At 62.6% G+C, this 13955-nt stretch carries 11 protein-coding genes; 5 read left to right on the top strand and 6 right to left on the bottom strand.

The genetic code is table 11. From position 1 onward, the window contains the following. Positions 1-187: 187 nt before the first annotated feature. Positions 188-505 carry a hypothetical protein gene (locus tag HF955_RS00005; RefSeq protein WP_291079316.1) on the top strand — a complete coding sequence of 106 codons (318 nt, stop codon included), beginning with the start codon at positions 188-190 and terminating at the stop codon, positions 503-505. Here the strand turns inward: HF955_RS00005 and HF955_RS00010 are convergent. Continuing rightward, entirely contained in the window at positions 498-1505 is a 1008-nt protein-coding gene (locus HF955_RS00010) for an HWE histidine kinase domain-containing protein (protein ID WP_291076983.1), read from the bottom strand. The genes HF955_RS00005 and HF955_RS00010 overlap by 8 nt on opposite strands. 121 nt (positions 1506-1626) lie before the next feature. On the opposite strand from HF955_RS00010, the gene xseA reads away from it, so the two are divergent. The 3 genes from xseA to HF955_RS00025 all read left to right on the top strand — a co-directional run bounded on the left by xseA (position 1627) and on the right by HF955_RS00025 (position 6936). Next, the gene (xseA, locus tag HF955_RS00015; RefSeq protein WP_291076984.1) at positions 1627-3042 is read left to right on the top strand and encodes an exodeoxyribonuclease VII large subunit; all 1416 of its coding nucleotides are present in this window, start codon (positions 1627-1629) and stop codon (positions 3040-3042) included. A gap of 343 nt (positions 3043-3385) precedes the next feature. Next, on the top strand, positions 3386-5821 hold the full coding sequence (locus HF955_RS00020) for a TonB-dependent receptor (protein ID WP_291076985.1): 2436 nt from the start codon (positions 3386-3388) through the stop codon (positions 5819-5821). Positions 5822-5883: 62 nt separating this feature from the next. After that, positions 5884-6936 (top strand): glycerophosphodiester phosphodiesterase family protein, encoded by a 1053-nt coding sequence (locus tag HF955_RS00025; protein WP_291076986.1) that lies wholly within the window; start codon positions 5884-5886, stop codon positions 6934-6936. 86 nt (positions 6937-7022) lie between these two features. Here HF955_RS00025 and HF955_RS00030 read toward each other — a convergent pair whose 3' ends face one another. Then, a complete protein-coding gene (locus HF955_RS00030; protein WP_027836519.1) occupies positions 7023-7229 on the bottom strand; it encodes a DUF3126 family protein in 207 nt (68 codons plus the stop codon). Positions 7230-7536: 307 nt separating this feature from the next. Between HF955_RS00030 and HF955_RS00035 the strand changes: the two genes are divergently transcribed. Next, positions 7537-8559, top strand: coding sequence for a TIM barrel protein (locus HF955_RS00035; RefSeq protein ID WP_291076987.1), 1023 nt, complete (start codon positions 7537-7539; stop codon positions 8557-8559). 15 nt (positions 8560-8574) lie between these two features. On the opposite strand, the gene HF955_RS00040 is transcribed toward HF955_RS00035, so the two are convergent. The 4 genes from HF955_RS00040 to HF955_RS00055 form a co-directional block, all read right to left on the bottom strand. Continuing rightward, positions 8575-9951: a hypothetical protein gene (locus HF955_RS00040; RefSeq protein ID WP_027836520.1), complete on the bottom strand. Its 1377-nt coding sequence runs from the start codon at positions 9949-9951 to the stop codon at positions 8575-8577. Then, a complete protein-coding gene (locus HF955_RS00045) occupies positions 9948-10355 on the bottom strand; it encodes a hypothetical protein (RefSeq protein WP_027836521.1) in 408 nt (135 codons plus the stop codon). Before HF955_RS00045 ends, HF955_RS00040 begins: the two co-directional genes overlap by 4 nt. Before the next feature lie 3 nt (positions 10356-10358). Then, positions 10359-12089 (bottom strand): SUMF1/EgtB/PvdO family nonheme iron enzyme, encoded by a 1731-nt coding sequence (locus HF955_RS00050; RefSeq protein ID WP_291076988.1) that lies wholly within the window; start codon positions 12087-12089, stop codon positions 10359-10361. 116 nt (positions 12090-12205) lie between these two features. Next, positions 12206-13954: a hypothetical protein gene (locus HF955_RS00055; protein ID WP_291076989.1), complete on the bottom strand. Its 1749-nt coding sequence runs from the start codon at positions 13952-13954 to the stop codon at positions 12206-12208. Position 13955: the final 1 nt, after the last annotated feature.

Genomic DNA, 13955 nt, shown 5'->3' on the forward strand with positions numbered 1-13955 from the left:
AGGCCTGCACTGGCATCTGATCAGCGTCGATGACCGCGTCTTCGAATCCGATTTCGTGGCCGAGGAAGCCAGTAGTTCACCGGCAGACCTGTCTGCGCCCGCCCGGCCGAGCGCCCCGGCACCGGCGCCGGCGTCCGGGCAGCGCCGGGTGCTTGTGGTCGAAGACGAAGCCATCATCGCCATCGACATGGCCGCCGCCCTCGAAGATGCCGGCTTCAGCGTCATCGGCCCGGTGGGCTCAGTGTTCGAGGCCATGCAGCTGCTCGACGAGAAACCCTGCGATTGCGCGGTGCTGGACATCAATCTGGCCGGCGAAACCTCGGCTCCGGTGGCCAGCCGCCTGCTTGCAGACGGCATTCCCTTCGTCACGGTTTCGGGCAACACTCCGGAATCCACCGGCGACGAATTCAGCCAGAGCCCGTTCCTGTCCAAGCCGATCATCACCAGCAAGCTTCTGGCAAAGCTTGACCAGCTCGTGCCGGCGCCTGCGGCATCGGTCAGCTGACCGGCGGATCGATCGGGGATTTCAGCAGCGGGACCCGGATGGTGACCTGTACCCCGTCCGGCCCGAACTCGCGCTTCATCGTCAGTTTTGGGAACATGTCGAACAGCATCGTGCCGAACCCCTTGCGTTCAGGCTCAGGCACTACACCCACTCCACTCTCGGTCCAGACCGCCGTCAACACCTGATCCGAGACCTCCCATTTCACCGTCACATGCCCGTTCGGATACCGGAACGCACCATATTTGCGGGCGTTCGCTGCCAGTTCGTGAATGATCATCGCCGCGTCCTTGCTGGCTTTCACTGTCAGGATCACGCTCCTGCCTTCCAGCGTGTAGCGATGCCGGCTCCGGCGGGTGACGGCGTCCAGCTCATCCTGCATCACCTGTCGCAGGTCCAGGCCGCGCCAGTCATTCTCGGTCAGCTTCGTATAGACCCGGCTCATGGAAGCCAGCCGGTCGTTGAAGTCGTGAATGAAGGTCTTCGTGTCCTCCGCCACCGCACCGGAAATGCGGGAGGTTGCCATGATCACCGCGAACATGTTGCGAATCCGGTGCGCCAGTTCGCTTTCCATGAATTCGTTCTGGCGCTTCAGTTCCATCTGCGCCGTAATATCTTCCGCCCGCTGGATCATGTGGGTGACCCTGCCGGTCTCGTCACACAGCGGGTCCTGAATGGTCTGCCAGACGCGGGTGGAGATGCTGCCGTCCGGCATTTTCAGCTCATAGGGCTGGGCGTCGAGACGAGTCTGCTCGCCGGCAAATACCCTGCGGAACTTGGCTTCCACCGGATCCCTGCGTTCCGGCACATCCGGAAAGACATCGAAGATGAACTGGTGCTTCAGAGTCGCCCAGTCCGTATTGGTCGTTTCCATATAGGCATGGTTCGCATAGACAAAGCGCAGGTCCCGATCCAGCGCCATCAGCGGCAGGGACCATTGGTCTGCGACCTGCCGGAACCTCAGATCCGCCCGCGTTTCGGCTTTGGCTGACTCTTCATCCATGATGCGTCTGTCCTCGACTCAAGCTTCCAGGATCATTCCGGACAGACGTTAACCCCGTATGACCGGACCAGGCCGCAAAGCAGCTCTTGCCCTCCGGCGCGCGCGCCTTATGACTGGGGCAATGCCGCAGGATTCCCCCACGCCAAACGATGCTGCCCTGTCCGTTTCGGAGCTGTCAGCCAGCCTGAAGCGAACCGTCGAGACAAATTACGATCATGTTGTGGTGAGAGGCGAGCTTGGCCGGGTGACCATTGCCCGGTCCGGCCACATGTATTGTGACCTCAAGGACGACAAGGCCGTGCTGAACACGGTGATGTGGAAAGGTCAGGTCAATCGCCTGCCGTTCAAGCCGGAGGAAGGGCTTGAAGTGATCGCCACCGGCCGCCTGTCCATCTATGAGGGCCGATCAAACTACCAGATGATTGCCGCCTCCATGCGCCCGGCCGGTGCCGGCGCTCTGATGGCGCTGCTGGAAGAGCGCAAGAAGAAGCTGGCGGCGGAAGGGCTGTTTGATCCTGTCCACAAGAAAAAGCTGCCCTACCTGCCCCGCACCATCGGCGTGGTCACCAGCCCCACCGGCGCCGTCATCCGTGACATCCTGCACCGTATCAGCGACCGGTTCCCGGTGCGCGTCATCGTCTGGCCGGCGCTGGTCCAGGGCGACAGCGCGGCAGGCCAGATCACGGCAGGCATCGAAGGGTTCAACGCCATGACCGGCGCAGACCGCCCCGACGTGCTGATCGTCGCCCGCGGCGGTGGCTCGATTGAAGATCTCTGGCCCTTCAATGAGGAAAATGTCGTCCGCGCAGCCTTCAACAGCGAGATTCCGCTGATCTCTGCCGTGGGGCATGAAACCGACACGACCCTGATCGACTATGTGTCTGATGCCCGCGCGCCAACCCCGACCGGCGCGGCCGAAATCGCGGTGCCCGTTCGCTCCGAATTGCTGCTGATGACGGGAGAGCATGGCGAGCGCCTGAAACGCGCCCTTGCCCGGCGCACCGGCCAGTCTCGTGACAAGCTGGCGGCGGCCCGCCTGCCCCGGCCGGAATCCCTGCTGCAGGCCAAACGCCAGCGGCTCGACTATGCCAGCGCCAGCCTGCCCAAGGCCGCGCTCGCGCTCGTTCAGAAGGCCCGCCTGCGCGTCTCCCGGTTGGCCATCAGTCCGGCCAGCCTCAACGCCGAGATACGGGCCTCGAAACAGCGCCTGCGTGACACTGCCGTCCGCGCGCGTCCGGCCCTCACCCGCCTGATCGAGGCGCGCCGGAATACGCTTGCCGCGCAAGGCAAGCTGCTGGAGACGCTGTCCTACCAGTCCACGCTGAAGCGGGGCTACGCCATCGTGCGGGATCCGGCAGGCAATCTCATTCGCTCTGCCAGTACGGCTGCAGGCGCCCCCAGCTTCAAGGTCAGCTTTGGCGATGGCGATGTCATGGCCCGTCCGGACGGAGAGGCGCCGCCTCCCCCGCCTGCGCCTGCAGCACCCAAAGCAGCAAAACCGGCCAAGCCGAAAACGGACCAGGGCTCCCTGTTCTAGGGAGAATCAGGAAATCGGCACCCCTGACCTCCCCCTACGGAAGGTTCATCCCATCGTTCTTCGCAATGTGCACGCTATTTGATCAACGCTGCACATACGGAAAAAATACAAGACTTTCGACATTCGGTCGAATGTCTGATTTCCTTCATCCGTATACACTCACCCCGTACGAAAAAGAGCATCTTCAACAAGGTTTTGTGATGTTTTCGACGAAAGCCCATCACATTGGGAAATCTGAAATGTTCTCGAATTTCTTGTTGTAAAACTTTGATTTGAGCCACTCTGAACCGCTGAGTAGGCAGCGCCCGACTGCGCACAGTGCGCCTAGTTAACGGGTCAAATCATGAAACATTCCTATCTCACCGCAACGGCAATTGCAGCGCTTGGGCTCTTTGGACAATTGTCCGCTCACGCACAGGAAGCGGGGGCCGAGAAGGCACGCCATCTGGACGTCGTCACCGTGACGACGCAGAAGCAGCAGCAGGCGCTCATCGACGTTCCGATCAACGTGTCTGTGGCCGACCAGGCCCTGATCGACCTGCTCGCGGCCGATGATTTCGAGGACCTCGGCAATTTCGTGCCAGGCCTTCAGGTTCAGGCCCAGAGCCTCAATGCGCCCAGCTATTCCCTGCGCGGCGTCGTCTCCGATGGCGGCACGCCCCGCGTCGCCATGTTCCAGAACGGTGTCGCCATCGGCAACGTCTCCTTCGCCACCAATCTCGCCATCTACGACATGGAGCGCGTCGAAATCGTCAAAGGCCCGCAGGCCACCCTGTTCGGTCAGGGCGCACTGGTTGGCGGCGTGAACTTCATCCAGAACCGCGCCTCCCTGTCCGGCAATTCCGGCGCAGCCTCCATCGAAGGCGGCGACTACAGCTTCGTCCGCGCGGAAAGCCACTACAACTATGTCATCAATGACACGCTCGCCCTGCGCGTGGCCGGCCAGTTGAAGAACATGGACGGCTATGTGCCGAATACGGCCAACTCGCCGGACCTGATGGGACAGGACACGCTTGCCCTGCGCACCGCCCTGCACTGGGAGCCGAGCCCCCAGCTGCGCGCCGACCTGTTCATCAACTATCAGGACGACGACTCCACCGGCACCCAGTTCACTTCCGGCTATTTCGAAGTGAACGGCAAGGTCGATCCGTATGGTGCCACCGCCATGAACGTGAATGACGATCAGGTCCGCGGCAAGCTCGGCAATGACCGTGAACTGTTCTATGTCACCGCCAATGTGGAGTATGACCTGAACGATGACTGGTCGCTGACTTCCCTGACCGACTATCGCAACCTGTTCTCGAACGAGGCATGGGATTCTGATGGCGCCGCCTTCAACCTGCTGCAATTCTACCAGGGACGTCAGGCCAATACGTTCAGCCAGGAATTGCGCCTGAACTATGATGCCGGCGGCAAGCTGTCTGCCTTCTTCGGCGGCAATTATTTCACCGTCAACGGCAAGGACGAACTGCGCTTCTCCACCGATGAGGCCTATGCCCAGTCCCTGTTCGCGCCCAACCTTGCAGGCGCCGCCGGACTGACAGTCGGACAGGTCCAGGGCGCACTCACCCTGGCAGGCGTTCCGGGCGGTGCAAACTTCGGCAGCTTCGACGATCCGCTCCAGTATTCCGCCCTTGCCGCCCTGCTGCAGGGCGCTCTCGTACCGCTCTATGACGAGCATCTGGAACAGCAGATATCGACCAATGATCGCGATACATATGACCTGTTCGGCGACGTGACCTACCAACTGACCGACCGAATCGAACTGACCGGCGGTCTGCGCTATACAAAGGAAGACCTTGCGGCCAGCTCGGTCGGCTATGTGCTGAAGTCCAATCCGTATCTCGGCGGCCTGAACGGCGTCACCCTGGCGCCAACCCTGCTGCTCAGCTCTGAAACGCTGAACAACAAGGCCTCCGCATCGGAAGAAACCGACGGGGCCTTCACCTGGCGACTGAATGCCGCCTATCGCGTGTCCGACAATGTGAACACCTGGGTCGCCTATGGCCGGGGCCGCCGTCCCGAAGTGCTGTCGGCCTCCGGTGCGACCTACAATGTCATCGACGCCGAAACACTGGACAATGTGGAAGCGGGGGTCTTTGCCCGACTCTGGGAAGACCGTGTCCAGATGACCAGCTCGATCTACTATGGCGAATACAAGGACTTCCAGACCACGCGTTTCGACCCGATCAATGGTGTGTTCATCACGGAGAATTCCGGCAACGCCACCCAGTACGGCTTCGAATTCGACGGCCAGGCCCTCATCACCGACAATGTCCGCCTGCTCGGCACCTATGCCTACACGCATTCGGAATATGACGATGAAGACGACAATGGAAACCCGCTCCAATTTGCCGGCAACAGCTTCCGGATCAGCCCGGAGCACAGCTTTTCGCTGGCGGCTGACATCACGATCCCGGCTGGCGAACGTGGCGACTTTTCGATCGTGCCGAGCTATGTGTGGAAGGATCATCACTATTTCGAAGACGACAATGGCTACAATTATGCCGCTGACGGAAATGGTGGGTTTGTCCGGGTCCGTGAGGCCTATCCGGACGGCACCTTTGTCGAGGAAGAGCAGGACGCCTATGGCATCGCCAATCTCCGCATCGGATTCGACAGCGCAGACGATCAGTGGGGGGTCTATTTCCTGGGTGAGAACCTCTTCGATGAGGAATATCTGATCGATGTGGGCAACACTGGCGGTGCTTTTGGCCTGCACACCATCATTCGCGGCAAGCCGCAAATGCTGAAAGCCGGTGCCTACATCAAGTTCTAGGCTGATGTCCTATCGGGGCGGGTCTGAGCTCGCCCCGTCATTTCCAGACAGGATCCTGATCCATGAAGAAATATCTCATCCTCGGCGGCGTGTTGCTGGCGGCCTGCAATCCCGCAGCCGAAACGGTCGCACCCGCGGCGCCCGCAGCTGAAGCGCCAGCAGAGACAGCCCCGGCCGATGCAAGCGACACCGAAGCCGCATTCAAGACGCTGACCGGCGCCCCGCCCATCATCATCGCCCATCGCGGTGCCAGCGGGCTCTATCCCGAACACACGCTGAAAGCCTATCAGGTCGCCATCGACCAGGGCGCCGATTTCATCGAGCCCGATCTGGTGATGACAAGGGATGGTGTGCTGATCGCCAATCATGACGGCTATCTCTCCGATACAACCGACATTGCCGATCACGAAGAATTCGCAGACCGCAAGAGCGTCCGCCAGACACCCCTTGGCGACAAGGAAGACTGGTGGTCTGACGATTTTACGCTCGCCGAATTGAAGACGCTGAACGCCATTCAGCGCGTAGAGGGCCGTCCGCAGGACTTTAATGACCAGTTCCGGATCGCGACCTTTGACGAGATCATTGACCTCGTCGAGGAGAATGCGGCGCAAGGCCGGAAGGTCGGCCTCCATATCGAAGCCAAATGGCCATCCAATTTCTCGGCGGCCGGTCTCGACATGGTGGACCCCATCCTGAACACGATTGAAGAGCGCGGTCTCGTCGAAGCCGGGTTCCCGATCTTCATCCAGTGTTTCGAACCGGACTTCCTCGCCAAGGTCGCCGCCAAAAGCGATCTGCCCCTCGTGCAGAACCTCGTTGGTCCGCCCTATGCTGCCCTGCTCGGCCTGGACATGAAGCTGGAGGATATTCCGACACCAGGCGTCGGTGCCCACAAGGCGATGATCCTGACGCCGGAAGGCGGGACGACAGACTTCGTGGAGCGCGCCCACGCCCTCGGAAAACTTGTACACGTCTACACCGTGCGCGATGACGACCCGGCCGAAGGGTTTGAAACGGCTGAGCAGGAGCTGACCGTCCTGATCGAAGCCGGCGTCGACGGCATCTGGACCGACTATCCCGAGACTGCCGTGACCGTCCGACAGAAAATCGACTAACACGACAGCGCTTCAAAAAGCGAAAGGCCGGCCTCCAGAAAGGAGCGCCGGCCTTTTTCCTGTGCATCTGTCGAGGCGGAGACAGCCTAGCTGATGTCTTCCGACAGAACCGTCATCTGGAACTGGTAGGATGTCTCGCCCTCGTCCACATCCTTGTAGACCACGGCCAGGAATTCCGCGCCGAGATAGCACTCGACGGAATCATCGGTTTTGTCGCGCGCAACCAGGCGCAGGCCCGGGTGCAGTTTTTCCTTGAGATAGGCTTCAAGGCGCAGCGTTTCTTCGCGCTCCATAAATCGGGCTCCTCTGGGGCTTCGGGTTCGCCGCGAACCTAGAGATTTTGACCGGCGTTGCAACCGCAAAGCCTGCAAATCAGCTGCGCGTGCCCGCACCCTCCTTGCGTCCCGTCACAGGGGTCGGATGACCCCGTCCAGGCTTTCGCTGCGGGCATCTGCAGTTCGGGGGACGAAGCTTCCCGATATGGCACAAATCTCGCATCGTTCATCACGACTATTGAACGAAATCAGTGACTTGACCCGGCATATGGCCAGTCTGCCCGACTGGCGAGATTCCCGGGCCTGCAGAAATGGCCACACGCCCATGCCTGATCGCCCCTTGCCCATCACCCGCCGCCTGTCGAGGCGCACGTTGCTGGGCGGCCTCATTCCGGCCCTGTCGCTCGCCGCCTGTTCCCGGCGTGACGAGACCGCCGAGCCGCTGCTTGACCGATTCAGCGTCGGCGAGGGGGCATACCGTCCGGTTGGCACCCTTCAGGACATCCCACCTTCCACCGGCCCGTTCACGGCCAGGTTCGCACCGCATTTCGGCATGTTCGAGGGCCTGGCCGGTCCAGACTTCGTGGACCAGCTGAAATTCGCCCATGATCAGGGGTTCCGTGCCTGGGAAGACAACAGCATGGCCGTGCGCCCGCTCGCCGACCAGATCCGGCTGGGCAACGCAATGCGCGAGCTTGGCATCGAAATGGGCGTCTTCGTTCTGGGAGACAGGCAAGGCTGGCAAAGCCCGACCCTCACATCCGGCGATGCGCAGGCCCGCAGGAACTTCATGGCCCAGGTCGACAATGCGATTGGCGTGGCCGAGCGGACCGGCGCCACCCGGATGACCGTGCTGCCGGGCCTTGCCACGCCCGGATTGCGGCGCCAGTACCAGATGGCCCATATCGTCGATGCCCTGCGCGAGGCCTGCGACCGCATTGCGCCGCACGGGCTGACCATGGTCGTTGAACCGATCAACAATGTCGATTTTCCAGGTGTGTTTCTCAATCGGACGTCGGACGGCTTCCTGATCAGCAAGGCCGTCGACCGGCCGGAGTGCAAGCTGCTGTTCGACATCTACCACCAGCAGATCATGGACGGGAACATCATCCGGGACATGGATGCGTGCTGGTCGGAGATCGCCTACTTCCAGCTCGGCGATCATCCTGGCCGGAACAAGCCGCATACGGGCGAGACCAATTATGCCAATGTGCTGCAGCATGTCTGGAAGAAGGGCTATCGCGGCGTGCTGGGGATGGAGCATGGCGTGACCTCGATCGACCCGGCGGCAGAGGAAGACCTGATCCTCACCTATCGCCGTCTGGATGGCCTTCTGAAGTCGATCTAGCGAGTCACGCGCCGCTCAGGTGCGCCCGGTCTCCACCGTGCAGTGCGCCGACAAGTCCTCCAGCACGGTTTCGAACCGGGCCGGCAACAGGCGCTGCAGCTCCGCCTTGTCGATCTGGTCACACGCCATCAGGGACAGGACCATGGCGGTCTCGTCCTGAATGGTCTGCATGGCATCCAGCGCTTCCCGGCTGGCGCCGGCCTGCATCAAGGCGGCGGCATTCTCCCGCGCCGCGATGTGGCGTACTGTCAGGTTCCACGCCAGCGGCAGGATGTCATCAATGCGCTGCGTGTGTTCCAGCGCGGCCGGCCAGTCTTCGTCCAGCACATGGATGAACCCGATATTCTCTTCCGTGTAGGCCACACCGACCTGCGTTGCGCCGCGCTCGGCCCGGATACGTGCCGCCGTGCGCAGCTCCGACAGGGCTTCCTGCAGCGCCTCTTCATACAAGCGGCCTTCCGGCAATTGCCTTTGCGCCGCCAGCGCCACCAGCGTCGTGCCGACGCCATGGTGGGCCATCTGCTCCTGCTCCAGAGTGATGTCTTCGGGGTCCGCCCCGATCAGGTGCGCCGCTTCGCTGAAGGCGCGATAGGCCAGCAGCGCATCCCCGCGCTTGCGCAGGCACTGCCCCTTCCAGAGCAGCAGCATCGGCGCGTCCAGATCCCGCGCCGTGGCCTGGTTCACATAGTCCACGACGGTCGAGCATCCGCGGTTCCAGATCAGGGACGCGTCATTGGCTTCGCGATATTCCAGCATGGCCAGACCGGCTGCGCCCATCGCCTGGTCGGGCAGCGCGTCCGCCGCCATCAATTGCTGGAATGCCGCGCGCACATCGCTGGATTCAACTTCCCCGCCCCAATCGTTCAGGGCCGCCTGCAGCAACAGGTGTTCCTCATCCCTCAACAAACGGACATCGCCATCATCGGCGCGTAACACCATGCTCACCACCTGGGAGGTGACATCATTCATCGGCTTGCCCAATACGTGACTGCGGGCAATGTTGACTGCGCGGTCCTTGTAGGCCGCGATCTGCCGGGCCGAGCCCGCCTGCTGCAATTCGCGCGACAGTTCGGCCTGGCGACGCGCCGCCTCGTTCTCCTCGCGGATCGCGACCAGTTGCGCCTGGGTCGATTCGCGCTGGCGGCTCGCCTCTCCGGCGACGATGCGCAGATTGATCTCGTTGAGACGGGCCTGATGGGCATATTCCGATTTCAGTCCCTGCAGGGCCATGTAGAAATAGATCACGCTGCCGACAGCGATGACGGCCGCAGTTACCAGAAGCACGGCAAGCGCGCGGATCAGGAAACGGAACGCCTTCTGCTCTCCCTGCAATTCCCGCAGCAGATCAAGAGAGGTGACCGGGCTCTGGGCGGAGTCGGAAACGGGGCTCATGCGACAGGCCTTTCTGACAGGATGGGCCGGTCGCTGCCGTCCCAGACCGAGGGGCCGAACACCGGCTCCAGCAGGAGGCGCAGTCCCGTGTCGGAATCCTCCTCGCGGATGAAGGCTTCCGCAATCAGCAGCTTGATGCGCATCTGGCGCTTGCGCCACATCCGCAGGGCGGCGCCGATGGCCGTGGCCACGAAGAAATTGGACGCGCCGATCATGCGCTCGGGATTGTCGGCGAACAGGTCTTCCCCCACCGGCAATGGATAATGGCCCAGCAGGGTCGACACGAAGACGCTGAACGAAACCAGCGCCATGAAGATGGCCCCCAGCAGCAAGTACCTGTTGAGCCGGGCTTCCGATTTGAGCTCGGCCCGGTGGTGGCTGATCAGGGGGCTGATCGTCTTCATGCCCTACTCCCCATCCCGCGCGACCCGGAAGCCAATTCCGTCATCGCGCCCGGTATCCGGGAAGGCGTCCCGGAAGGCCGAACGGACATAGGAGGGAATTTTCTCCCAGCTGCCACCCCGCACAGCCCGGCTGCGACAGCCCTGCTCGTCATACACGCTCGCCGCACCGAACCGGCCGAGATAACTCCGCACGCTGCAGTCCGCGACCCATTCCGCGACGTTGCCATGCATCTCATGCAGGCCGAATCCATTCGCGGGATAATAGCCGGCCGGCATGGGCCGCCGGGGCCAACTGCCCTTGGGGCCATTGTTGTAGATGCGCCCGGCATTGAAGTTTGCCTGCTGGTCACTCAGCGTCTCTCCGGTGTGAAACGGCGTGCGGGTTCCCGCGCGGGCCGCATATTCCCATTCCGCCTCGCTCAGCAGGCGATAGGGTTCGCCCTCCACGCGAGTGTTCAGCCAGTCAACATAGGCCATCGCCTCGACCCAGGTAATGTTGATCACGGGCAGGCCCGGTTGCTGCCATTGCTGGCTGCGGGTTTCCTGGGCGGCCTTGTTGCCTGCGCAGCCTCCATCCGCGATGCAGGCGTCCAGCTGGGCCCAGGTAATCTCCGTCGCCGAAGCGGCAAAGGGCGCAAGGGTGGCCCGCCATTGCGGACCTTCATTGTCCTTGCGTTCGGCCTCACTCTCGGGCGATCCCATCAGGAACTCACCGCCTGGAATGGCCACCATTTCCGGACAATCGGTACAGTCGCGGAATGTGCGCTCCTCAATGGATCCGCCAGCCGCGGCCGCGGTGAAAGCGGCGCGGCGCAGCAGGGTCGACACCTCGGTAAATCCCGGCGCAATGTCTTCACTGGCGGGCGTGCCGGGCGTATCTCCCGCGCTGCGGGCAGCGGACGTGCGAGCGCCGTGCGGCGGCAGCCGCGAAGTTGAGGTGACCGGTACGGGCTGGGGCGCCGCGCCGCCATTGCAGCCGGCAAAGCAGAAATCGGCGCCGGTCAGGCCGGAATTGTAGAAAGGCGTCTGCAGGCCATTGGTCGACTGGTTCACACGGTCGGCAACCCGTTTGAACACCTGTTCGGCGATCAGATTCTGCTGCTGGATCGTGTCGGACAGGGCGACGGCAAATGTGGAGTGGCGGCCTTCCCCATCATAGGCGACATAGCCGGGCGCTGTGGAATAGGAGATCAACAGGCCACGCGCCGGCTTCACCTCCGCAAGCCCCCCGGCCGCACTGCGTGTGGCGCTGGGCAGCGGATTGTCCCGGCATGCGTCCAGGATCACGAAATTGACGGCATTCCCGGCATGCTCGACATAGCGCAGCGCATCGCCCAGGCGCGGTGCCTGTCGCCAGATATCCTGTTCGGAGCGGGCATTCGCATCGACCGGCACCAGATAGTTCAGCCCCTGTGACTGCACCCCATGTCCCGCATAATAGATCAGCCCCACCGCACTCGCCCCGGCCGCTTTCAAACGGGCCCCGTGCGCGGCAAAGGCCGTTTCCATCTCGTCTTCGGTACCGTCGATCACGAGGTCCACCGTGAAGCCGACCGTGCTCAACGTGTCCGCCATCAATTGGGCATCGCGGGCCGGATTGGGCAATTGCCAGCCGGTTTGCTGATAGTTGGAATTGCCGATGACCAGCGCATAGCGCGGCGCGTCAGCCGGTTGCGACAGGGCGAGTGGCCCCAGCATCAGGCAAAACAGGGCTGAAACAATGGTCCGAAGCATGGCGGGCGTCCCCTTCCGCAAGTCGCGACATCCCTCCCCAGCGCGCTGCGTTAACTAACCCCAATTCCCGGCACGAGAAAAGGGGTCAGTTGGATCGGCCCGTCCGGGCCAGGGGGTCAGGCCGCGCCGGGGCGCTGGGCAACATCGGGCTGGGCAGCGAGCAGTTTCGCCTGCCCGACCCAGTCGTCCCGCAGGATCCGGCCCTTGAAGTGTTCCAGTTTGTCGTCGACCCACTGGATTTCGTCTGGCCCCCATTCGGCAATCTGCCAGAAATAATAGACGCCGATCTCGTTCAGCAATTCGGCCAGCATCGGGCCGATGCCGTTGACCCGTTCCAGATCGTCCTCCTGCCCGAAGGCCGCTTCGACCAGCAGGTTGGCCTTGTCATCCGGCCGCATGGCCTGACGCACAGGGTCCTGCCCCCGCAGGATCTCCACGCTGCGCACTGTGGTCGTGGGTTGCGGCGCTGGCGGGGGTGGAGGCGGTGGAGGCGGCGGCGGGGCGGCCGGGGTTTCGTTCACGGTCGTCTGGGTGAACCGCGCCTGCGACAGGGGCACACGCTGGCTGATATCGATATCCGTGCGGGCATACGCCGTTTCCTGCAGCGTGCGCACCATGTGATGCATCGCCGCCATGCCGTACTCGATGGAGGTCAGCCGGTCTTCCACGGCGCCCATGTTCAGGCGCGCTTCCATCTTGCGCAGGGAATTGGTGATGCTCGACAGGTCCGGGTCCTGCAGCGTGACCACCGTTTCCTGCAGGGCGGCCAGACGGCGCTCCAGCGGTGCCACATCCGGCAGCGCCTGCATGTCGATGCGCAGGGTTGCCAGCGAGGATTCGAGATTTGCCAGACGCGCCTGAAGGGGCGAGAAATCGACCGGCGTGCGATCCAGCGTCGAGACATGAGCCTCCAGCGAGGCCAGTTTGGAATGCAGCGCCGCCGTGCCGCCTTCCAGATCCGCCAGCTTGTTGTTGGTGACCCGCACGTGGTCTGGCGCCGTTTTCAAATCGCGCTCGATCTGACGCAGCGTTTCCGTGATCGGCCCGAAATCCGGCTCCGGAAGTGACAGCTCGCCAATGGCGGTTTCCAGCTTGGCCAGGCGGTCGCGAAGACTGTCGACATCCGGCACGCGCAGGGAGGCAAGCGAGGATGACAGGGTCTGCAGACGAATGGTCATGCTTTCATTGTCCGCCTTGCGCTGCGCGTCGAGCCGTTCGGCAAACTCGGCCAGCCGGGATTCCATCTGGCCGAAATCGCTGCGGATCGGCTCGAGGTCGGTCATCGGCAGGTCGAGATTCTCGATGGCCAGTTCCAGCCGCGCCAGCCCGCTGTGAATCGGGCCGAGGTCCGGTTCCGGCATCTGCGCCGGTTCCGAATTGACCAGAACATTCACATTGTCCTCGATCCGGGACAGACGGCCTTCGATATCCTCTAGGTCGGTGTTCTTCAGCTGGCCCACGGCCAGGTCCAGGTCGGACAGGCGCGACAGGACCGGGTCGAAGCCGGCACCGCTGTCGGTCAGCCGGGCCTCGATCGCATCAAGACGTGCATGCAGGGGCGAAATGTCCGGAAGCGGCAGGCTGGTCAGCCGGTCACCGATACTGTGAATATTGGCATGGAACTCATCGCGCGTGACCGGCGATGGCAGCGCCGAAATGCGCTCCTCGATCATGGAGAAATACGACGCGATTTCGTCGCGTGACACGGCCGGCAGGGCGTCGGCTTCGGCGCTCTCATCCATCAGCGTTTCGTAGGTTTCGGTGACATCCTCATAGCGGTTCCGGAACCACCAATAGGCCAGCGCAGCGCCTGCCAGGGCGGCAAGCAGCATCAGCAGGAAGATCTGGATGAGAAGGAACCACATG

Origin of the sequence: Hyphomonas sp. (assembly GCF_017792385.1) — a bacterium.
GTDB lineage: Bacteria > Pseudomonadota > Alphaproteobacteria > Caulobacterales > Hyphomonadaceae > Hyphomonas.

Excerpts from the sequence above, each read along its gene's own strand:
- HF955_RS00035 (WP_291076987.1), top strand. The coding sequence starts at position 7,537 with ATGCCTGATCGCCCCTTGCCCATCACCCGCCGCCTGTCGAGGCGCACG.
- HF955_RS00020 (WP_291076985.1), top strand. The coding sequence starts at position 3,386 with ATGAAACATTCCTATCTCACCGCAACGGCAATTGCAGCGCTTGGGCTC.
- HF955_RS00030 (WP_027836519.1), bottom strand. The coding sequence starts at position 7,229 with ATGGAGCGCGAAGAAACGCTGCGCCTTGAAGCCTATCTCAAGGAAAAA.
- HF955_RS00025 (WP_291076986.1), top strand. The coding sequence starts at position 5,884 with ATGAAGAAATATCTCATCCTCGGCGGCGTGTTGCTGGCGGCCTGCAAT.
- HF955_RS00010 (WP_291076983.1), bottom strand. The coding sequence starts at position 1,505 with ATGGATGAAGAGTCAGCCAAAGCCGAAACGCGGGCGGATCTGAGGTTC.
- HF955_RS00050 (WP_291076988.1), bottom strand. The coding sequence starts at position 12,089 with ATGCTTCGGACCATTGTTTCAGCCCTGTTTTGCCTGATGCTGGGGCCA.
- xseA (WP_291076984.1), top strand. The coding sequence starts at position 1,627 with ATGCCGCAGGATTCCCCCACGCCAAACGATGCTGCCCTGTCCGTTTCG.
- HF955_RS00040 (WP_027836520.1), bottom strand. The coding sequence starts at position 9,951 with ATGAGCCCCGTTTCCGACTCCGCCCAGAGCCCGGTCACCTCTCTTGAT.
- HF955_RS00005 (WP_291079316.1), top strand. The coding sequence starts at position 188 with ATGGCCGCCGCCCTCGAAGATGCCGGCTTCAGCGTCATCGGCCCGGTG.
- HF955_RS00055 (WP_291076989.1), bottom strand. The coding sequence starts at position 13,954 with ATGTGGTTCCTTCTCATCCAGATCTTCCTGCTGATGCTGCTTGCCGCC.
- HF955_RS00045 (WP_027836521.1), bottom strand. The coding sequence starts at position 10,355 with ATGAAGACGATCAGCCCCCTGATCAGCCACCACCGGGCCGAGCTCAAA.